This is a genomic window from Pseudomonas sp. TH06 (genome assembly GCF_016651305.1).
GTDB lineage: Bacteria > Pseudomonadota > Gammaproteobacteria > Pseudomonadales > Pseudomonadaceae > Aquipseudomonas.
On the sequence record NZ_JAEKEC010000001.1, the window covers coordinates 4,203,438 to 4,225,330 of the forward strand.

At 53.4% G+C, this 21,893-nt stretch carries 14 protein-coding genes; 13 read left to right on the top strand and 1 reads right to left on the bottom strand.

Annotated features, from left to right (window positions below):
- Positions 1-299 precede the first annotated feature (299 nt).
- The 13 genes from JFT86_RS18965 to JFT86_RS19020 all read left to right on the top strand — a co-directional run bounded on the left by JFT86_RS18965 (position 300) and on the right by JFT86_RS19020 (position 20,724).
- The gene (locus JFT86_RS18965; RefSeq protein WP_201237850.1) at positions 300-12,362 is read left to right on the top strand and encodes a filamentous hemagglutinin N-terminal domain-containing protein; all 12,063 of its coding nucleotides are present in this window, start codon (positions 300-302) and stop codon (positions 12,360-12,362) included.
- On the top strand, positions 12,359-12,892 hold the full coding sequence (locus tag JFT86_RS18970; RefSeq protein ID WP_201232795.1) for a hypothetical protein: 534 nt from the start codon (positions 12,359-12,361) through the stop codon (positions 12,890-12,892). Before JFT86_RS18965 ends, JFT86_RS18970 begins: the two co-directional genes overlap by 4 nt.
- A gap of 313 nt (positions 12,893-13,205) precedes the next feature.
- Positions 13,206-13,901, top strand: a complete 696-nt coding sequence (locus JFT86_RS18975) for a transposase (protein ID WP_201232794.1) — start codon at positions 13,206-13,208, stop codon at positions 13,899-13,901.
- Positions 13,902-13,999: 98 nt separating this feature from the next.
- Positions 14,000-14,347 (top strand): Imm8 family immunity protein, encoded by a 348-nt coding sequence (locus JFT86_RS18980; protein ID WP_201232793.1) that lies wholly within the window; start codon positions 14,000-14,002, stop codon positions 14,345-14,347.
- A gap of 227 nt (positions 14,348-14,574) precedes the next feature.
- A complete protein-coding gene (locus JFT86_RS18985; protein WP_201237851.1) occupies positions 14,575-14,976 on the top strand; it encodes a hypothetical protein in 402 nt (133 codons plus the stop codon).
- A gap of 200 nt (positions 14,977-15,176) precedes the next feature.
- Positions 15,177-15,527: a hypothetical protein gene (locus tag JFT86_RS18990; protein WP_201232792.1), complete on the top strand. Its 351-nt coding sequence runs from the start codon at positions 15,177-15,179 to the stop codon at positions 15,525-15,527.
- Between the two features lie 362 nt (positions 15,528-15,889).
- Positions 15,890-16,096, top strand: coding sequence for a hypothetical protein (locus tag JFT86_RS18995; protein ID WP_201232791.1), 207 nt, complete (start codon positions 15,890-15,892; stop codon positions 16,094-16,096).
- Positions 16,097-16,105: 9 nt separating this feature from the next.
- Positions 16,106-16,342 (top strand): hypothetical protein, encoded by a 237-nt coding sequence (locus JFT86_RS29150; RefSeq protein WP_201232790.1) that lies wholly within the window; start codon positions 16,106-16,108, stop codon positions 16,340-16,342.
- 251 nt (positions 16,343-16,593) lie between these two features.
- Positions 16,594-17,061, top strand: coding sequence for a hypothetical protein (locus JFT86_RS19000; protein ID WP_201232789.1), 468 nt, complete (start codon positions 16,594-16,596; stop codon positions 17,059-17,061).
- A 560-nt stretch (positions 17,062-17,621) separates the two neighbouring features.
- On the top strand, positions 17,622-18,155 hold the full coding sequence (locus JFT86_RS19005) for a hypothetical protein (protein WP_201232788.1): 534 nt from the start codon (positions 17,622-17,624) through the stop codon (positions 18,153-18,155).
- 33 nt (positions 18,156-18,188) lie between these two features.
- Positions 18,189-18,785, top strand: coding sequence for a hypothetical protein (locus JFT86_RS19010; RefSeq protein ID WP_201232787.1), 597 nt, complete (start codon positions 18,189-18,191; stop codon positions 18,783-18,785).
- A 116-nt stretch (positions 18,786-18,901) separates the two neighbouring features.
- Complete coding sequence (locus JFT86_RS19015; RefSeq protein WP_201232786.1) at positions 18,902-19,435, top strand: hypothetical protein; 534 nt, start codon at positions 18,902-18,904, stop codon at positions 19,433-19,435.
- Positions 19,436-19,716: 281 nt separating this feature from the next.
- Complete coding sequence (locus tag JFT86_RS19020; RefSeq protein ID WP_201232785.1) at positions 19,717-20,724, top strand: glycosyltransferase family 2 protein; 1,008 nt, start codon at positions 19,717-19,719, stop codon at positions 20,722-20,724.
- Positions 20,725-20,809: 85 nt separating this feature from the next.
- Here the strand turns inward: JFT86_RS19020 and JFT86_RS19025 are convergent, their stop codons facing one another.
- A complete protein-coding gene (locus JFT86_RS19025) occupies positions 20,810-21,853 on the bottom strand; it encodes an LLM class flavin-dependent oxidoreductase (protein ID WP_201237852.1) in 1,044 nt (347 codons plus the stop codon).
- Positions 21,854-21,893: the final 40 nt, after the last annotated feature.

Here is a 21,893-nt window from a genome sequence, read left to right on the forward strand (position 1 = left end):
AAGAGGGGAGAGTTTACAGATTATTGCTGCGGCAGGGCTGGTTGTGGATCCGCGGGGCTGCTGACGGATCGCTGAATTTCACCTTGGCCATTCGTCGGCAATGCATGGGCGATGCATCCATTAATTGACGCCAAAATAGTGGCCATCTAATATCGCGCTGCTTATTTGATATCAGTGCGCCACTATCTTCCTCGTAACGACTATTTCTTCTGATCGGCGCCAAAGCGTGTGCCTGTCGGCGGGAGTGCCGCGCCTCTCTTCAATTCCGATTCCCTGCTCGCTGTAAAGAGATTTTAAACATGGACGTTCGCCAATACGCCTTTCTTGCTGGTCAGCCTGCTGCTGCCGAAAAAAACCGCGAGCACTTTCTGGGCATGCCCAAGCGCGGGTTGGCGTTTCTCTTGGCGAACGTCATGTTCTGGCAACCGATGTGGGCGCAGGCCGACGGCATCGTGGTGGCCAACCCGAACACCTCGCTGGATCGCGCCGGCAATGGCGTGCCGATCATCAACATCGCCACGCCCAATGGCAGCGGGCTGTCGCATAACCAGTTTCATGATTACAACGTCGGCGCGCAGGGGCTGATCCTCAACAACGGCTCCAGCCAGAATAATCTCACGCAGCTGGGCGGGCACATCATCGACAACCCGAACCTGAAAAACAGCGGTTCGGCGCAGACGATTCTCAACGAAGTCATCAGCGGCAACCCGAGCCAGCTACGTGGCTACACCGAGGTGGCGGGGCAGTCGGCACGCGTGATCGTCGCCAACCCTTATGGCATCACTTGTAATGGTTGTGGCTTCATCAACGCGCCAAGGGTGACGTTGAGCACCGGTAAACCGGTGCTCGACAACGGTCGACTGGATCGCTTCCAGGTTGATCAGGGTTCTGTCGCCATCGAGGGCGCGGGACTCAACGCGAGCAACGTTGATCGCTTCGAAATCATCACCCGCAGCGCAAAGATCAACGCACAGCTTCAGGCGCAGAATCTGACGATCGTCGCCGGGCGCAACGACGTCAACGCGCAGACTTTGAACGCCACCGCCCGCGCCGATGACGGCAGCGCCAAACCGCAACTGGCCATCGACTCCTCGGCGCTGGGTGGCATGTACGCCGGGGCGATCAAGCTGGTCGGCACCGAGGCCGGGGTCGGGGTGAAGCTCGACGGCAAACTGATTGCCAGCGGCGGCGACATTCAGCTCGATGCCAATGGTCAACTGAGCCTCGCCGATACCTCGGCCACCGGCGCAGTCAACGTCAAAGCCGCCAGCCTCGAAACGCGCGGCCCGGTCTACGCCGGCACCGCACTGAACGTGCAGACCCAGGGCAACCTGACCAACCGCCAGACCCTCGCCGCCCGTGACAGTATCAATCTCAGTGCCGGCGGCCAGTTGACCAATGCTGGTGCTATCGACGCAGGCGTCAATGCCGACGGCGGCCGTAACGCCAGCGGTGATCTGAGCCTGAGCGCGCAGAGCCTCGACAACAGCGGAAAAAACCTGACCGCCAGCCGCAATCTGACGGTCAATACCGCGCAAACCCTGAACAACCAGAGCGGCGAAATTTCCAGCGGCGGCATGACTCATGTGACTGCCGGTACGGTGAATAACCGTGGCGGGCAGATCCTCGGCGATCTGGGGCTGAGCATCGACCTTCGTGGTGCCCTCGATAACCGTAACGGTGTGCTCGGTTCCGGCCAATCAGTCACTTTCAAAGGGGCCAGCCTGGATAACCGCGAGAGCGGTGTAGTGGTCAGCGATGGCGGTATGACTTTGCGCGTCAGCGGTTTGCTCGACAATCGCGACAAAGGTGAAATCACCGCCAAGGGTGCCATCGACGGGCAAATTGGCAGCCTCGACAATCGTGCGGGAAAAGTCATCGGCAAAAGCACTTTGGCACTGCGCGGCGATACCGCGGATAACCGGGGCGGCGTGATTCAGGCTGACCAGCAACTGGCGGTAAACGTCGACCGTGTGGACAACCGCGACAAAGGCGTGGTCAGCGGCAAGGCCGGTATCGCCTATACAGGCACGCGTCTGGACAACCGCGGCGGTCTGGTCAGCGCAGTTGGCCCGGTCAGCTTGAACGCCAGTGAGGTACAAAACGCCGCGGGCCGAATCTCCAGTCAGAGTGACCTCAGCGCAACCATCGGCGTGTTGCAGCAGCAGGGTGGTGCACTGGTCGCGCAGGGCAACCTGAACCTCAGCGGCAAGGCCCTCGATAACCGCAACGGCGGCATGGTGGGCGCTAAAAAAGCGCTGACTTTGAATGTCGAGGAAATCGACAATCGCAGCGGCGAAATCTCCAGCAGCCTGTTGCTGAACATTACGGGCCAGCGTCTGGATAACAGTGCGGCAGGCAAAGTTCTCGCCGAGACTGACCTCGCTCTTAACGTTGCCAAATTGATCAACCAGAGCAAAGGCCTGATCAACGCCAAAGGCGTAGCGACTCTCACCGGTAGCTCTCTGGACAATAGCGCGGGTCGTTTCGACAGCCTCAAAGGGCTGGTCATTACCCTCGACGATGCCTTGATCAACACGCAAGGCGTCATCAGCAGCGAAGGCACGCTGACGGCCAATGTCGGACGCATCGACAATAGCGCCGGCAGCCTGAGCAGCGCCGGCATTCTGAAGATCACCAGCCGTGGCGCCGTGATCAACCAGGCCGGTTCGATCAGCACCGACAGCACTTTGACCTTCAGCAGCGGTCGTCTGGACAACAGCCAGAAAGGCCTGCTGGTCGGCAAAGGCAACAGCCGGATCGATACCGCCGACCTCGACAACAGTCAGGGCGGGAAGATCACCAGTGAAGCTTCTCTGCAGCTCAAAGCCGCTCAGGTCAATAACGCCGCTGGCCGAATCGCCAGCCAGCAAGCGCTGGACGTGTCGGTCACCGGCCTCGATCAGCAAGGCGGCGAACTGTTCAGCAAGAGCAACCTGATTCTTGATCTGAACAACGGCCAGTTGAACAACCAGAAGGGGTTGATCAACGCTCCCGGCACGCTGTTGCTGAAAAACCTCAATGGCGTAAACAACCAGGGCGGTGAAATTTCCAGTCAGAAAGCGTTCGAGATTGCGGCTCATGACCTGGACAACAGCAACGGCAAACTGATCAGTCAGCAGGGGCTGACGCTGCGTATTGCGCAGGCGTTGAACAACCTCAAAGGCAGTCTTTCCGGCACATCGCTGGACATCCATAGCGACAGCCTCGACAACCACGAAGGCCTGATCAGCAGTCGTGGCGATTTGCTGCTGACGACCGACAAGACCTTGGATAACCAACTCGGTACAGTCATCGCCGACGCAAAACTCACGCTCACGGCAGACACGCTGGATAACCGTAGCGGCAGCATCGCCGGCAAGTCCGATGCCACGGTCAAGGCCGGAAAACTCGATAACCAGAAAGGTAAACTGCTCGCCACTGGCGCACTCCAGGTCGACGCCAATGTGCTCGATAACCGTCAGGCGGGTTTGCTCGGTGCGAGCAAAGACCTGACCTTGACGGTCGATGATCTTGACAACCGTGGCGGCGAAATCAGCACCAACGGCAATCTGCTGGTGACGGGTAAAAAGCTCGATAACAGCGACGCAGGCAAGATCTTCAGCGGCAGCGCGTTGACCCTGACCGTCAATGAACTGATCAACCGCAACAAAGGCCTGATCAGCGCCAGCACGCTACTGACTCTGCAAGGGCAGTCGTTGAACAACAGCGGCGGCGAATTGCTCAGCCAGCAAAACCTGCAACTGACCCTCAGCGGCGCATTCGATAACACCCAAGGCAAAGTCAGCAGTGAGGGCAAATTGGGCGTCAAGACAGCCCAACTGACCAACACTCAGGGCAGTCTTTCCAGTGCCGAGGATCTGACCCTCGACAGCGCCGGCAGCGTCAATAACCAGGGCGGAAAAATCGTCACCGACGGTGCGCTCGTGCTCACCAGCGGCAGCCTCGATAACCGCCAGAAAGGCACGCTCAGTGGTAAAGGTGCGGTCACCGTCGTTACCGGTGCTTTCGATAACAGCACCGGCTCGCTGAGCAGCGCCAACACCCTCAGTCTCGTCGCCGGTCAGGTCACCAACAACGATGCCGGCAGTATTGGCAGTCAGGCTGCGCTGATCGCATCGGTCGCGGGCCTCGATCAACAGGGCGGCAAGCTGTTCAGCAACTCCAGCCTGAGCCTCGATCTGAGCAATGGCCAGTTGAACAACCAGAACGGTCTGATCAACTCGCCGGGTGCGCTGCTGCTCAAGCAACTCAACGGCGTCAACAACCAGGGCGGCATCATTTCCAGCGGTGAAGCGTTCACCCTGGCCGCGCAATATCTGGACAACAGCAACGGCAAACTCTTGAGCAATCAGGGCCTGACCTTGCGCATCGCCAAGGCGCTGGACAACGTCAAAGGTTTGATCGGCGCTGAGTCGATCGATGTGCGGTCCGCGAGTCTGAATAACAGCGAGGGCAAACTGGTCAGCCGAGGTGATTTTGACCTGACCGTTGATGGCTTGCTGCGCAACGATGGCAAAGGCCTGATCAGCGCAGTGCAGTCGCTGCGCATGGACAGCGCCGAGCTCAACAACCGCGACGGTGGTTTGATCAACAGCCATGGCGACCTGACGCTGACTGCCACGCACCTCGATTCCAGCAACGCTGGCGAAGTCTCCGCCAGCGGTGACATCGATCTGAAATTGACCTCGCTGACCCAGAATGGCGGGCGCCTGATGGGCGACAAATCCGTGACTGTAGATCTGGCCAATGGCGACCTCGACAATCAAAACGGTTTGCTCACCGCCAAAGGTCCACTGACCCTCAAGCGCCTGCGTGACCTCAACAACCAGAGCGGTGAAGTCTCCAGCAATCTCGGTTTTGACCTGATCGCCCAAGCGTTCAACAACACCTCCGGCAAAATCATCAGCGGTGAAAAACTGTTGGTGCGCGGCACCGGTCTGATTAACCAGAAAGGCCTGATCTCCGGCTGGCAAGGTCTGACGGTCAACGGGAATAGCCTGGACAACCGCGACGGCGGCACATTGTCCAGCAAGTCCTCTGACATAACGGTCGACCTTAAAGACGCGCTGCTCAATAGCGGCGCCGGTGCTGTAGTCGCTCAAGGCAATTTGAACATCAAGGCAGGCAGCCTCGACAACAGCAACAAAGGCAATCTCAGCAGTGGCGCGGGACAGACCCTGACCCTGAGTGGCACACTCAATAACAACCAAAACGGCCTGATTGCCAGTGGTGCGGCGCTGGATATCGTCAGCACGGCGTTCACCAATGCCGGCGGTGCTGTTAACGCCCAACAGGCAATCAATGTCACGGCTTCGCGCCTGGACAACGGCGCTGGTCAGATTGCCGCTAACGGCGCGATCACCCTCGACCTGAGCGGCGACCTGAACAACAACGCGGGCAAACTGGCCGGTACTGGTGCGCTGCTGATCAAGGGCGTGACCGATCTCCACAACCAGAATGGCCAGCTCGCCAGCCAGAGCACTCTGGACGTGCGCACCGGCTCGCTGGATAACAGCAACAAGGGCACTCTCGCCGCCAATGACCAGTTGCAAATCACCGCGACTGGCACCGTCAAAAACAATGCTGACGGCTTGATCTACAGCAAGAACGCCGATGTTCAGCTGAACGCGGCCAGCCTGCTCAACGGCAAAGGTTCGATCCAGAGCGAAAAGGCACTGACGCTTGAAGTCACCGGCGACTTCGATAACCAGAGCGGCAAAGTCATCGCGCAAAACGGCAACGTCTTCATCAAGGCTACCAACATCGACAACCGCGGCGGTACGCTCTCCAGCATCAAAGGTGCATTGGAAGCGCGCACGGTTGGCGTTCTGCGCAACGGTTTTGACCTGAACAACAACCGTCAGGGCGGCATCATTCAGGCTCAGAGCCTGACGCTGTCGGCATTGGCGGGCATGAGCAACAACGGCGGACGGATCTCCGCGCAAGCAGGCGACAGCAGCATTACCACTGCGGCGCTGGATAACGCCAATGGTGTGCTTTATGCGAAAGGACTGTTGGGCGTCATCGGCGCAAGTCTGGATAACACCAACGGACAAATCGCCGCCAACCGCATCGACTTCGGCCTCAGTGGTGCGTTGAGCAACGGCGCGGGCGTGATCGAAAGCGATAGCCAACTGACCGTCAAAGCGGCCAGCGTCGATAACCAGAATGGACGGCTGCGTTCGCTGGGCAATACCGGCAAGACCCTGTTCCAGATCGGCGGTTTGCTCGACAACCGCAACGGCGTGCTGGAAACCGCCAATACCGACATGACCATTGCCGTTGGCGGTTTCCTCAACGCCGGCGGGCAACTCAACCACGTCGGACGCGGCAAGTTCGACATCTCCACCGCCAATGTCATCGGCGCTGGCGGCAGCATCGTCACGGGTGGGCTGCTGGAGCTCAACGCCGACAGCTGGAGCAACTCCAGCGTCATTCAGGCCGGTCGCCTGAACGTCAACGTCGGCCAGTTCACCCAGACGTCCAACGGCAAATTGCTGGCTTCCGACTACCTGCAGATCCGTGGCGGCAACTGGACAAACGATGGCTTGATCGCCAGTGATGGCTTCCTCGATATGCAGATCGGCGGAACCTATGCCGGCAGCGGCCGCTTGACCAGTCAGCGCGGCGCTTACCTTTCCGCCGCGCAGATGAACGTCGCGGCGGGCGGCAGTTTCGCGGTGGGCGCCGCGTCGACCGTCAATGTCGGCGGGCAGCTCACCAACGCCGGGCGCATGACCTCCAGCGAAGACCTGACGATCAACGCGGGCGGTGTTGCCAACTACGGCACTTTGGGCGCGGCGCAGAACCTCATCATCAATACGCCTTCGCTGCTCAATGATCGCGGGCTGATTTTCAGCGGCAACAACATGACCCTTGGCGTCAGCACGCTGACCAACCAGCACGGTGATTTCTACGGTCTGGGCGATGTGGTGATCGGCGGGTATGGCGGCGCGGCGCGAGCAGCGGGGGTGTACAACATTTCCGGCTCGATGGAGAGCGGGGGCGGGTTTACGCTCAGTGCCGATGTGTTTGAGAACCGCACTGAAGGGCCGACGGCGTCGGTTGAGCGCAAGCTCATTTCCGGGTTGATTGCAGCCAGCTGTGGCGACTGTGTTGGCGGTACCTTCAACAACTTCCTCGCCACTCGTGAGACTTACCAATTCTTCGATACCGATACCAGCGCCTCGGCGATGTTCAATGTCGGCAAGGATTTTACGTTCACCGGCGGCACGTTCCTCAACAGCAAAAGCACGGTAGCGGCGGGTGGCAACATCACCATCACCGCCGACAGCTTGAAGAACATTGGCGCCAAGAGCGGGACCGTCGAAGTCACGCGCCAGTACAACTTCGAGATGGGCACGGGCACCACGGCGCAATTCATGGCCAACGTGATCTTGCCGTACAACCAGCGCAACAACCCTGATTTCCCGTTTGTGTACTACGTCATCGCGCCGGAAGGCCTGATCCGTAAAGCGATCGCCAAAACCGTGGGCAATGGCATCGTCATCGTCGACGCCGAGACCGGCGAAAACGTCGGTAGTCGCAAATATGGCCGGGCCATGTCTGGATATACCGCTGGCTTTGAAACCTCAACGCCATCGAAGTATGACCCCAATAATCTGATGGCAATACCGAGTGAACTGGCCCCCTACGCGAAAGGCGTCGCCCTCGAAACCCCGGTTAACAGCACCGGTGCAACTGATACCAACAACTCACGCAACGCAGTGATTCAGGCAGGCGGCAACGTCTCGATCAACGCAGCCAGGGAAGTAGTAAACAGCGTCGTCCGCGGGGACTACGCCCCAAGTGGCGGTACCAATAAAGTTGCTGATACCAAAGTCGGAAACACCGGCACCACAGTCGTTCACATCAACAGCCAACTGCCGCCTGACCTCGCTCAGCAACAAGTCAACCCGCTGAGCTTGCCCGGTTTTTCTCTGCCAACCGGTGAAAACGGTTTGTTCCGTTTGAGCGGCCAAGGCACCAGCAACGCTACATCGTCTGGCAACTCTGGTCCTGCGCCAACCTGGACTGTCGGCACTGAAGCGGTCAATGCTCAGGACCACATGGTCGTTGGCACCAGCGGCGGGCCGCGCAACTTGTTTATCGATTCTCCGGCTCAGGTATCCGACAGCACTCGCGCAGTGGATACGTTCCACCGGGACCCGAGTGTGGTCAAGGCTGTCGCCAGCACTGTCGACGTCAATGTGCCGGTGAGTTCCGCTGGCCCTGGGATGAAAGACCGAGGCAACGACGCCAAAGAGTCGATCGACAACCGCCCGGTCACGCGTGTCACTGGCCTGCCAGACACCACCGCGCCATCGAACCCGCACAAATACCTGATCGAAACCAACCCGGTACTCACCGACCTCAAGTCGTTCATGAGCTCCGACTACCTGCTGGAAAAACTCGGCTACAACCCCGACCAGAGCGCCAAGCGTCTGGGCGACGGTCTCTACGAACAGCGCCTGATCCAGCAAGCCGTGACCGCCCGCACCGGGCAGGCCTTCCTCGATGGCCAGACCTCCAACGAGGCCATGTTCAAGTACCTGATGAACAACGCCGTCGCCAGCAAGGACGCGCTCAACCTGTCGGTTGGCGTCGGCCTCACGTCGCAGCAAGTCGCCGCGCTGACCCACGACATCGTCTGGCTCGAAGAGCACGAAGTGAACGGCGAAAAAGTGCTGGTGCCAGTGGTGTATCTGGCGCAGGCCAACGGCCGTCTCGGCCCGACCGGCGCGTTGATCGCCGGTAACGATGTGACGCTGATTGCCGGGGAAAACCTCGAGAACGTCGGGACTCTGAAAGCGACCAATAACCTGTCCGCCACAGCGGGCAAGGATCTGGTCAACAGCGGTTCGATCGAGGCGGGCAACCGTCTGGATCTGCTGGCGACCAACAGCATCGTCAACAAGGCCGGCGGCATCATTGCCGGCAAGGACGTCAGCCTGACCACGCGTACCGGCGATGTGATCAACGAGCGGACCATCACCTCGATGGACGACCAGTACGGCTCCGTCACCCGGCATCAGGATTTTGCCGACAACGCAGCGCGGATCGAGGCGGCCAACGACCTGACCGTCAAAGCGGCCAACGACATCAACATCGTCGGCGGCGTGATGAAAAGTGGTCAGGACATGGTGTTGAACGCGGGGCGCGACGTAAATGTGTCGTCTGTGCAGGTTAACGACAGCGTTTCGTTGGGCTCAAGATCGAGCAAAAGCGACATCACCCAACTGGCGGCTGATATCGAGGCCGGGCGTGATTTCAAGGCTGAGGCCAAGCGCGATATCAATGTGATTGCCAGTGAGATCGATGCCAAGCGTGATGTGTCGATGACGGCAACTGAGAACATGCTTATCAGTTCGGCGGCGGATGAAGAACACTCCAAATCCAGGAACAAAAAAGAGAAGCGCCAAGAGGATCATGTCAGTCAGGTCATGTCGGGAATCACGGCGGGCGGCGACGTGTCGCTGGCCGCTGGGCAAAATCTCGCCGTGGTGTCCAGTCGCGTCACTGCTGGCGATGAAGCCTATCTGGTAGCAGGTGATCGTCTCGATGTCCTTGCTGCTCAAGATATGGACTACTCGCTATATGACATGAAGAAGAAGGGCAGTTTCGGCAGCAAGAAAACCAAGCATGACGAAGTCACTGATGTGAAAAACATCAGCAGCGAAATCACCTCCGGCGGCAGCATGCTGCTCGCCAGTGGCGGCGATCAGCATTACCAGGCGGCCAAGCTCTCTAGTGGCAACGACCTGATTATCAGCAGTGGTGGGGCCGTTACGTTCGAGGGCGTGAAGGACCTGCATCAAGAGAGCCATACAAAAAGTAATACCAGCCTGTCCTGGAACTCGATGTCGGGCAAAGGCAAAACCGACGAGATCCTGCGCCAAAGCGAGCTGGTTGCTCAGGGGCAATTGGTCATCAAGGCGGTTGATGGCCTGAACATCGACATCAAACAGATCAACCAGAAATCGATCAGCCAGACCATTGATGCAATGGTCAAGGCAGATCCGCAACTGGCTTGGCTCAAAGAAGCCGAAAAGCGCGGTGACGTGGACTGGCGCCTAATCAAGGAAACTCACGAATCGTTCAAATACAGCAGTTCGAGCCTGGGTCAGGGCGCGATGCTGGCGATCATTATTATTGTCACAGTATTGACGGCCGGTGCTGCCAGTACGTTGGTGGCCTCCGCTAGTACGGCGATGGGCGCCAGTGCGGGCGGCACTATGGCAGCGGCTTCGGTAGCGACTGCGGCAACGGCAACGAGTGCCGGCACCGCTGCCGCTGCGGCAGGGCTGGGTAATGTGATTGCGACGAGCGTGCTGACAACCATGGCCAGCACCGCGGCTGTTAGCACAATCAATAACAAGGGCAATCTAGGTGCCGTAGTCAAGGAAACCTTCAGTAAGGACAGCCTGAAAAATGCAGCGATTGCTGGTGTAACAGCTGGCGTTACAAAGGGTGTAATTGATCCACAACTCGGCGGCCACACGGTGCCGTTCAACAATATTACAAAAGGATTTGACCTAAATACTCTTCAAGGTATTGGTGGATTCGCCGTTCATGCGGGTGCACAGGGCCTTGCAGGCGGGGCCATAAAAACCGTGATCAGCGGCGGCAGCTACAGCGAGAACCTGAAGGAAGGGCTGATTTCCCAGGCAGGCAATGTGGCTGCCGCCACCGCGTTCAACTTTGTCGGGGGCTACGCCCAGGATCACTGGCAAGCAGCACACGATGTGGGTGATACGACGGGTATGGCGATGTGGGCCGAGGGCGGCGTTGGCCGCACCGCGTTGCACGCGTTGATGGGCGGCGCGATATCCAGCGCAACCGGTGGAGATTTCAAAACCGGCGCGGTGGCCGCAGGCGCCAGTCAGGCCATGGCTGGAGCACTCAACTCTACTTTCGACACGCTGCCCAAGTTGCGCGAGGCGTTTTCCCAGATTGTCGGTTTGACAGCCGCTGGATTGGCCGGCGGAGACGTCAACAAGGCATCGTGGGTCGCTTTGATGGCTGACCAGTACAACCGCCAGCTCCATCAAAAAGAAGTCTTGGCGCTGGAAAAGCTGCAAAAAGAAAATCCCGAAAAAGCGTATCAACTCAAAGCGGCAGCTTGCGCCCTGGTTCATTGCAGTGCTTCGGTTCACCCGGATGACAAAGCCAATTATGAGGCGCTGACAGCACTGGAGGCCGATGGCAGAGGCTTCAAGGATGCACAAGATGCGCTTTTCGCCACCAGAGCCTTCGACGAATATTCGAAATGGGACCAGGTCAACGATGGCTTGGTGCGCAATGAAGAAAGCGTTCAACGCTCTGGTAATGCCGTCCAGGCAATAGTCGCCGGGGCGGGCGCTGTATTGGGTTATAGCGGGGCGGTATTGACAAGCCCTGCTTGCGTCACTTTCGTTGGTTGCACTCTGCCGGCACTGTCCGGAGCAGGGGGTGCCGCTTCCTTCCTGGAAAGCTGGGAAGCTACCGGGCGACTGTTTGCACCTTACGAATACACCCAAGGCGACAGGGTACTTGCGTCCTTCAGCAGTGAAACATACCCCGGTGATGTGAATCCGCTTCGTGACTACGGGACGGAAGCAGCAAAAGCCGCACTTGAATTAATACTGCTCAAAGGTGCAGGGAAATACCTCGAAGGGACTGGGGCGTTGGTTTTGGCCCCCAAGAAGACTGGAACTGCCACAGGCGCCACATCTGAAGTCTCTAGAGTTGAATTCAACGCCTCTCGCGATGCAGAAGGTTTTGGACTGTCTGGACAGCGTGACTTTGCTCCGGGGAGAGAGCATCGTGCGGAGAATATCAACGCTGGACAGGTCACTGATCGTGATGGTCTGCCGCGTGTGGATGATCAGAAAACGGCGAATGATGCGCTATTGACTGAGCAGGCGGGTGGTGTGAAACCTCCTTACTGGGCAACACAACGTCCAGCTTGGAAAGAGGGGACAATCGTCACCGATAAGGTATTGGATCAGCCGCGAACGATGACGATGGTAATCGATCAGACGCAATACGAAGCCATAAAGGGTAGTGACTTAAAGAAAAAAAATCCTGCATCTTTCTTAGGTGGATGGGCAACAGACTCTCCAGTGAACACAATGGAAGACGTCAGAAGTAAATTGGCTATTTCTACAGAATTTAAATCAGGAAATTTGTACAAGGTTGAATTTACCGTGAAACCGGGTGTAGGCGTACGTGAAGGCACCGCGGGTGATATGTGGGATGCCGAGCAAGAGATGCGTCTCCCGGGCGGAGGACACCAGATCAATTTTATGGATAAAACCCCTCGTACAAATCCTGAGTTTTATCACGTTGATGTTGATAGTTTGAGGGCGTTGAAGTGATTGATTTAGTTGCGTGTATAAAAAATAAGGTAGTGCATGCTGATGGATCGGTGTTTGAGAGCTTCTACGATTGGCAGGGGCATAGAACTGATTTTGAAGTTGAAATGGCGCAGGTTAAGTACAGGCGTGTGAGCGAGGCTGTAGAGCTGAGAACATATATAGTTTCTGATAAAGGCTCAGAAATTATATTTTCTGCTGCTGGTATCCCATGCATACTGCCAGATAGGACGGGAGTGCTGGTGGTGTTTGATGAAGAATCATCCGAGCTAGACTCTCCTTACGCACCATGGTTCTTTGTATACCCTCACAATGCTGCGATCTATAATACTGATGGCACGTTGCGTTTTCAGTTACATAATCCTCATGGCAAAGGAAGTTACATAGGCGCTATACATTCAGGTGCGATGCCTGAGCATCCAAATACGTTAGGTGTATTAATCGGTACGGTAGGACATGATCCAGAATGGCTTTATTTGGTTGATCCTGAAACGCCGAAATTGATTCCTACAGGGAAGTGGATTCGTTACTGAATGTCGAGTGAAGCATGAATTGACTTTGATATTCTTCTGGAAAAATAAAATTCTCCCTATTTTACTTTTTTGTAAAAGCTTTGTGAGGGAGGCTAGACCGCAGTGAGTACGCTAAAGTGAAAGCCTTAATAGATAAGGTTGTAACGGTTGTAGAGCTGGACAATGGTGTCGTTTTTGAACGCTTTGATGCCTGGAACAAATGGGGGCAGACCACGTTTAATCTAATTGGCTGAAACAATACGTAAAATTTTGCCATCATTTTAGCCTTGCGGCCCGCTAAGCTTTCAGTTCGACCAATTGAAAGGATTCAACGATGCCGCGTAGATCCCGAGTTTTGATACCAGGCGTACCACTGCACTTGATTCAGCGAGGAAACAATAGAACTGCTTGTTTTTTTACCGAGGAAGACTACCTTTTTTATTTGGAGCTTTTGGCCGAACAGGCCTCTAAAAATGATTGCGATATACATGCGTGGTGCTTGATGACTAATCACGTTCATTTGTTAGTAAGTCCTCATAATGCCAACAGCGCAAGCCTGCTGATGAAAGGTGTAGGCCAGAGATACGTCCAATATGTAAATCGTACGTATCGCCGTAGCGGAAGTTTGTGGGAAGGCCGATATCGTTCATGTCTTGTTGAGAGTGAACGCTATTTGTTGTGCTGTTATCGGTACATCGAAATGAATCCAGTCAGAGCGAAAATGGTAGCTCATCCGGCACAATATCGCTGGTCAAGTTACCGTATTAACGCACAATCAGAACACTCACACGTTGTTACCCCTCATGCTCAGTATTTGGCGCTTGGAGGGCAGGGCGGGCAGCCGGCAGATGCTTACCGCGAACTGTTCAAAAATGACTTAGAGTCAGAGTTGGTTGAGCAGATTCGTGACGCGACCAATGGAAATAATATTTTTGGCGATTCAAAATTTGCTGTTGATGTCGAGACAATGATCGGTCGTCGCGTGCAGCGAGGTAGCCCGGGAAGGCCGAAAAAATCGACAATCTCATGAAATGTGGTCTGTCCCCGTTTTCTCCGTTTTCTCCTCGGTAACAGGTCAGCGCGTAAAGTAAGCAATGGCCATCTGAACGTGCCTCAATAGGAGGTATTATGCGTGCTGTTATAAAAGGTATTTCTAGTGATGTTTTTGATGTCGAGACCTACATTCCTGAGAGCGTAGAAAAATTTTTCTTAAGTCTTCGTATTCGGATTGGACTTGATTGTGCACATGGGGCAGATGATTTTGAGCTATTCATCTGCACTCCAAGGTGGCTAGAAGATACAATGTGGGAGCCTCGTTGGGGGAGAGGTTTATTAATTGTTCGAGAATATGATTTTTCGACTATTAAAGGGTTTATTCATGAATGTGTGAGTCGCTGCGAGGGGGACACCTGGGAAGCTATCGTGGTAGAACTAGGGAAGGTATTTTTCTGGGAGTTTGATAATTATAAATCCTAATCAGGATTAGTTGTCTAACACTAGCCATGGCGCGTGTGGTGTTCAGTATTCGTTGCAAGCGAATAATGAGAGAGTAAATGGGGGTGGATCACGTTTAGAAAGCACTCCGAAAACGTGGCCTGTCCCCTTTTTACTCTTTAACCGTAAGCGCTATAGATGATAAAACAGGACTGCCGAAAAACTACTACTGGGAGCCAGGTATGAAGTCCATTAAGGAGAAGAAATAGATGGTAATCGGAGGGTATACGCTTAGTCCTGAGCACGGTAGATTGCAAATCCCTCTTGTTCATCAGCCGACTATGGAGGATGTTAAATCTATTTTATTTGAGTATAGTAAATTCGATGGGGTCGCTTCGTTGTCAATTACCCCTGCACCTGAAGCTGGGCCTTACGAAATTAATCTTTATGCTGATTCTGGAAATTATCTTCTGATGTTAAATCAATACCTAAATGATGGGGGGCACGTCGTGCGTACCTTTAATAATACGTCAGCTGGAAAAAAACTGATTGACGTTTTGGGGGGTTACTATCAAGAACGTTTAATTACAAGAGATATAGGGGTTGCTGTTTCTTGTTTTCAAGAGTTTTTAAGTTCTGGTGATGTAAGCCCGTTAGTATTAAGTTTTTAGAGTGAAAAGATGCAAATTGAGTAGGGGGTTGTGTGCACAATGATTAGGTAGATCGAAAGTTTGCTCATGAAGGGAGATAAATGGGGACAGACCACGTTTAGAAAGCACTTTGAAACGTGGTCTGTCCCCGTATCCTCGTTCTGTCAATATTTTCGATAATGGTGGTGTAATTCGTCCAACCAAGAAAAAAGGAATCTGAGATGTTGCACGAAGAGCGCGTTACGTATGAAACCCTTAAATCATGGGCGCTGGAGTGCTATTACGAGGGATGCCGAGATCATGCGGTGACGAAGGGATGGCCTCATGAGCAGATCCTGGGTTATGTCGATTATCAATTTGAAAACGTATTTGAACGCCCGGTAGAGAACTTCATGTGGCGGGTAATTTTGGTGGTTCTATCTGGTGGATGGCATCACGATTGGTGTTCCCGCACGCGCCAATTGCTTGAAAAGCAAATAACCAAAAATGGAATTGATAATATTTTGGCCGGAGTGCCTGCCGGTGAATTAGAGTCGTTTCGACATGACCTGAAAATTCTGAAGTTCATCTGAAGGGGTAAAAGGGCTGGGCTGGTAATTTTTAACAGTGCGTTGCCCCCTCCACCCCGCGTGGCGTTAGAGATTAGGGTGGAACTACGAAAACGCTATAGTTGACACCTGTGCAAACTGCAGTGTTACTTGGCGGGAGAAAAAGTGATGTCGCTGGATAGATACTGGCAGGCTGGTTTCGGACGAATGAATAAATGGGGGCAGACCACGTTTAGAAAGCACTCCGAAACCGTGGCCTGTCCCCGTTTTACCTCGAAAGTATCCGGACTACCACTGATGATGTTTCTACTATTGCGAAAAATTTGGGGGTTTTGGAGTTTCGAGTTGAACGGGTTAAAGATCACCTTTTCTTCAAGGAGCATACTATGCGTGATGGAAGTGTAGGTCGTTTTGATCTTGATGCTGGTATCGCAGAAACCTGGTCGAGATTTCAAAGTGGTACTTTTAAGCAGGAAGATATCCAACTGTTCAAGCATGAGTATTTCGAGTCCAGATTCGAGGGTATATTTAGACAGGATTATGGTGTTTCTCATGATAAAACACAGATGCGTTATCCAAGCCCGTTAGAGTGAGAGGTGTACGTGGCTATTTATATAGAGATGGACAAGGTTGTGGAGACTGAAGAGTATGTTGAATACACGTTTGGTCGGGGCAGCTATATAGGTCTGATACGGCTAGATAAAATAAAGGAAACTATAATCGTCATAAAGGAGTGCCCGTTGGATGTAAGCGGAAAGTGGTCGGAGAGAGCGGGCATGAAGCTCGCTCGGCTCTTCGTAAAAGGCGAGTTTCCCGAGAAAACCCAGTGGGCTTCTTGAGAGGGGATAGAAGTGGGTAAATGGGGACAGACCACGTTTAGAAAGCACTCCGAAAGCGTGTTCTGTCCCCGTTTTTCTAAAAATACTCGGGAGCGGGTTCAACAAGATGCGACGGATCTGTGCGGAGCAGTGTGCCGCGACACAAATGCACTGCGAGAAAATCTCAATAACCAAGGATATGACTCAAAACTCGTAGATGAGACAATTCAGAAAACCGTGGATCGAAATCGTGCAGCGGGAGTTATTAAATAATGAAGTTATGGTCTGACTGTGTTCAATCTCTTGGGCAGGATGAGCATGGGCCGGTTGTTATAGATCTCTGGAGGAAAGTTCAAGAACCGCCAACTGTTTCCGAAACGCCGGACAGCTATAATGATCCGGATGGGAAAACAGTATTTTATAAGTTTATAAGATCCGGGTTGGAGTTTGGGTTTTGCTCAGGGAAATTAAATCATATCCATTTTTTTGTGCAGCCTCACGAGGGTTATTCGGCGTACAGTGCAGATGTGCTTGATCGCGTGGCTCAAGCTTGGGTAGGTCAAGATGTCGTGAGAGAATTAGGTCCTGCCGACAAGGGTGGGCCAGCCAAGGTCGATATGTTGATTGGCCTGATTCACCAGTGGAGTAAATATGAGCTACCTACGCATGACTTGCGGATGGAGTTTTCTGAAAATGGTCGATTGTGGAAAGTGACCTTGGTGGCGAAGTCTAAAAGTTGAATTTATGGAGCGAGGGCTGAAAAGGGGGGCGGGTTTATTTTTTATGGGAGATAAAGGAGACTGACCACGTTTAAAAGCACCCCGATAACGTGGCGAGGTGTGCTGACGGCATACGATAAGGTTTGGCCTGATGCTGATCTGTACAGATACTATGACGCGAGTAGTGATGCTTGGGAGAATAAATGGGGACAGACCACGTTTAGAAAGTACTCCGAAAACGTGGTCTGTCCCCGTTTTCCCCCTGAAGTTGCAGGCCGTAATTTATTGTCTTCCAGAACTACTCTCCAGCGAGAATTTGCTCTGGTGTTCGTCGGTCATGCAGAGAAGGTTTTGCAGGTTAGAAATACTCTTGTTTCTGCTGGTATGACTTGTGAGATTAACCCTGATTTTTGCTGGTTATGAAAGTCAGAGAATACTTGGTGTAGAATATTAGTTTGATGAGTATGCTGCTACATTTTGAGATGATGTTGAGAGGGTAAATAGATACTGACCACGTTAAGAAAATACTCCGAAAACGTGGTCTTTCCCCTTTTTTCTCTGAAGTCGGTGAGCTCGCTAGAATGAACGATTTAATTTGTGAAGTTCTGTTAACGGACGAATATGAAGGTGGGCACACATTTCATGAGTTTATTCGTTGGGATGGCGTGTGTACGAGCTTTGAAGAACGAAAAAGAAATATGATTTACGCTCAAGAGCACAAAGTGATCAGTGTGCGACAGGCTTTGGTTTTAGATAGTGGTGTTGAAGTTGAAATGCCCATAAATGAGTCGATTATTATTCTGCCGGATAGAACCGGTGTTCTGGTGGTGTTTGGTCAGGAGCCTTACAAGCTTAGTAGTCGCGAAACCCCATGGTTTTTCGGGTATCCTAACAATGCAGCGATTTATAATGCGGATGGTACTTTACGTTTTCAGTTGCATAATCCTTATGGAGAGAACAGCTACATAGGTGACATACATTCCGGCGCAATGCCCGAACATCCAAATGCGCTAGGTGTTTTGATCGGTACGGTAGGGCATGAGCCAGAATGGCTTTATTTGGTTGATCCTGATGCTTCGGAACTAATTTCTACAGGGAAGTGGATTCGCTATTGAATATCGAGTGGAAGTGGGCTGGTTTTTTGATGAATGTGTCTGAAAATAAATCCGTCCCATTTTTTTCGCCGTTTTTTACAGTTTGAAGTCGATGAAATGATTGATCTTGTAGAATGTATAAGGACTGAGGTGGTGCATGCTGATGGAACAGTTTTTGAGCGCTATTGTGATTGGCAGGGCGGGAGAACCGCTTTTGAAGTCGAAATGGCGCAAGTTAAACATGTGGATGTGAGTGAGGTTGTAGAGAAAAAAACCTATATAGTTTTAGATAGTGGTTCAGAGGTTGTATTTTTCGCTGCTGGTATCCCATACATATTGCCTGATAGGACTGGGGTACTGGTGGTGTTTAAGGAAAAGCCGCACAGGTTTAGCTCTGCTGAAGCACCTTGGTTTTTTGTGTGCCCTCACAATGCTGCTATCTTCAACGGTGATGGAACATTGCGTTTTCAGTTGTACAACCCCGATGGAAAAGGCAGTTACATAGGCGCTATACACACAGGTGCGATGCCCGAGCATCCAGATACGTTAGGTGTATTAATCGGTACGGTAGGACATGATCCAGAATGGCTTTATTTGGTTGATCCTGAAACGCCGAAATTGATTCCTACAGGGAAGTGGATTCGTTACTGAATGTCGAGTGAAGCATGAATTGACTTTGATATTCTTCTGAAAAAATAAAACTCTCCCTATTTTACTTTTTTGTAAAAGCTTTGTGAGGGAGGCTAGACCGCAGTGAGTACGCTAAAGTGAAAGCCTTAATAGATAAGGTTGTAACGGTTGTAGAGCTGGACAATGGTGTCGTTTTTGAACGCTTTGATGCTTGGGATGGAGGAGGCACTAGTTTTGAAGATATAAAACAATATATTCACGATTCAAAAGGACGTTGTGTAGTAAGGCGTCGGCAGTATTTGGTGCTGGATAATGGTGTGGAGGTTGATGTTTCAATACAAGAGGTGCTAAATATATTGCCAGATAGAACCGGGGTTTTTGTGGTTTTTGAAAAAGAGCCTTACAACTTTAGTGGTTCAGAGAATTCTTGGTTTTTCGGATATCCGAGCAATGCAGCGATTTTTAATGCGGATGGTACTTTGCGATTTCAGATGCACAATCCTTATGGCGAAAACAGTTACATAGGCGCTATACATTCAGGCGCAATGCCCGATCATCCAGATACGCTAGGTGTTTTGATCGGTACGGTATGGCATGAGCCAGAATGGCTTTATTTGGTTGATCCGAATGCGCCGAAATTAATTCCTACAGGAAAGTGGATCCGTTATTAAAAGTTAGGTGCGATTCACACCAGTCGGTATTTTACAACATGACCGGCACGTCGTTTATCGCTCGTCATTTATACGTAAACAGTGACTTCGGCAACGAAATGTCGCAGTAACGCTACTCGCGCTCTTTGACGCCCCAACGGTGACCATTTATGATGCGCCATCATTTTGGCATCGCTTTGCCGTGGGTCGTTTAAACGTGCCTTCCTGCGTTCTCCGCACGTCAACCTTGCCTCAATAATTCCCGTTATCGGCCTACGCCGTCATTTCAGGTGCTCAACAACGTGTCTGTTCCGAAAATCTCCGTCGTCATTCCCACGTACAACGTTGAGTCCTACATCGCTGAAACGCTCGATTCGCTGATCAACCAGCCCGTGCCGTTGCATGAAATCATCCTGATCAACGACGGCTCGACCGACGGCACACTTGGCGTCATTGAGGAAGGCTTTGGTCATCGTGCGGAAGTCAAAGTGGTGACCCAGGATAATCAGGGTGTGGGTGCAGCACGGCGCAACGGCCTGGCGCTGGCGAGCGGGGAGTATGTGTTCTTCTGCGATCCGGACGATGTCGTCAGCCCTGAGCTGTTCAGTACGTTGGTGGAGCAGGTTCAGGCCAACGCGGCGCTGGAGTTGTTCTATTTTTCCAAGCGTTCGTACACTGAAGTGGACGGCCAGAAGCAATTCTTGCGACGTAACACCGCTGCCAGTCGCAATGGCTGGTTCGATGCCGGACGCGAGTTGCTGGAGGACCTGATTCTGTCCGGCAAGTATCACGCGGCGACGTGGCAATACATTTTCAAGCGTTCGGTGTGCGAGCGTTTCGCGGTGCGGCTGGAAGGGCGCGCTCACGAAGATCATGTGTTCAGCATGAACATTTATCTGCACAGCCAAGCCACGTTTGCCACCGCGGCGGACTATTACTTTCAACGGGTCAGGAGCGGCTCGCTGACGCAAAGCCATAAGGATGTCGAGTACGTGATGGGCAGTTATGCCGCGTATCGCGACACCTTGGCAGCGTTGAAGAAACATGTCGGCTCGTTCAATGCCGGACGTGAAGTGGCGTTGAATTTCATGGAGCGCAATGTCGATGCACTGATCACCAAGTGCATCAAGTACGGTGTGCCGTTGCCGCAGCAGATCACTTCGATGACTCGACAAGACAGCCGTGATTGCGGGGTGGTGGTGCATCCTCGCTGGACATTGCTGTTTCCGCGCATTGCTCATGGGGTGCGCAAATTGCGTTTCACGTTGAAGCAGCTGCGCAGGAGTCGAAAAGGCTCCGTTCAGGGTTAGTTTTTCACTCGCTGACAAGTGCAAAAAGGGGCGAATTCATATCGATGAATTCGCCCCTTTTTATTGCGCCTCAAGTACACGGTTTTCAACGAAACGCCGGCACCACATGCTTGATAAACAGCTCCAGCGACTTCTTCTTCTCCTCATGCGGCAAGCTGTTATCACACCAGAAACTGAACTCATCCACCCCCAATTCCTGGTAATACTTGATCCGCGGAATAATCTCTTCCGGCGTACCAATCATCGCCGTCTTATGCAGGCTCTCCAGCTCGAACTCCGGACGCCCGGCAAACTTCTCTTCCGGGCTTGGCGCGAGGAAGCCGTTGACCGGCGTCTCCTTGTTACCAAACCACGCATCGAACGTGCGATAGAAACGTGAGATGGCTTTCGCGCCGATTTTCCAGCCCTCCGGATCATCAGCCGTGTGCACGTGGGTATGACGCAGCACCATCAGTTGTGGGCGCGGTACGTCGGGATTGTTGTCCAGCGCAGTCTGGAATTTGTTCTTCAGGTCGAGAACTTCTTCGTCGCCCTTCATCAGCGGCGTGACCATCACGTTGCAGCCGTTGGCCACGGCGAAGTTGTGCGAATCCGGGTCGCGGGCGGCGATCCACATTGGCGGATTCGGCTGCTGAATCGGTTTTGGCACGCTGGTGGAGGTGGGGAATTTCCAGATATCGCCGTCGTGGGCGTAGTCGCCTTGCCACAGGGCGCGGACCACCGGGACCATTTCGCGCAGGGCCTGGCCGCCGGATGAGGCAGGCATGCCGCCGGCCATGCGATCGAATTCAACTTGGTAGGCGCCACGGGCGAGGCCGACTTCCATGCGGCCGTTGCTGATGACGTCGAGCAACGCGCATTCGCCCGCGACCCGCAGCGGATGCCAGAACGGCGCGATGATGGTGCCGGCGCCGAGGTGGATGGTGGTGGTTTTCGCGGCGAGGTAGGCGAGCAGCGGCATCGGGCTCGGCGAGATGGTGTATTCCATGGCGTGGTGTTCGCCGATCCACACGGTGCTGAAACCGCCGGCCTCGGCCATCAGGGTCAGTTCGGTGAGGTCTTCGAACAGTTGGCGGTGGCTGATGCTTTCGTCCCAGCGTTCCATGTGGATGAACAGGGAAAATTTCATGACGCTTCCTCGGATCTTTTGTTGTTGAGGCTACAAAACT

Bases quoted from the DNA above. Each gene is read 5' to 3' on its own strand.
- JFT86_RS18965 (WP_201237850.1), top strand. From the start codon at position 300: ATGGACGTTCGCCAATACGCCTTTCTTGCTGGTCAGCCTGCTGCTGCC.
- JFT86_RS18975 (WP_201232794.1), top strand. From the start codon at position 13,206: ATGCCGCGTAGATCCCGAGTTTTGATACCAGGCGTACCACTGCACTTG.
- JFT86_RS18980 (WP_201232793.1), top strand. From the start codon at position 14,000: ATGCGTGCTGTTATAAAAGGTATTTCTAGTGATGTTTTTGATGTCGAG.
- JFT86_RS18985 (WP_201237851.1), top strand. From the start codon at position 14,575: ATGGTAATCGGAGGGTATACGCTTAGTCCTGAGCACGGTAGATTGCAA.
- JFT86_RS18990 (WP_201232792.1), top strand. From the start codon at position 15,177: ATGTTGCACGAAGAGCGCGTTACGTATGAAACCCTTAAATCATGGGCG.
- JFT86_RS18995 (WP_201232791.1), top strand. From the start codon at position 15,890: ATGCGTGATGGAAGTGTAGGTCGTTTTGATCTTGATGCTGGTATCGCA.
- JFT86_RS19000 (WP_201232789.1), top strand. From the start codon at position 16,594: ATGAAGTTATGGTCTGACTGTGTTCAATCTCTTGGGCAGGATGAGCAT.
- JFT86_RS19005 (WP_201232788.1), top strand. From the start codon at position 17,622: ATGAACGATTTAATTTGTGAAGTTCTGTTAACGGACGAATATGAAGGT.
- JFT86_RS19010 (WP_201232787.1), top strand. From the start codon at position 18,189: ATGTGTCTGAAAATAAATCCGTCCCATTTTTTTCGCCGTTTTTTACAG.
- JFT86_RS19025 (WP_201237852.1), bottom strand. From the start codon at position 21,853: ATGAAATTTTCCCTGTTCATCCACATGGAACGCTGGGACGAAAGCATC.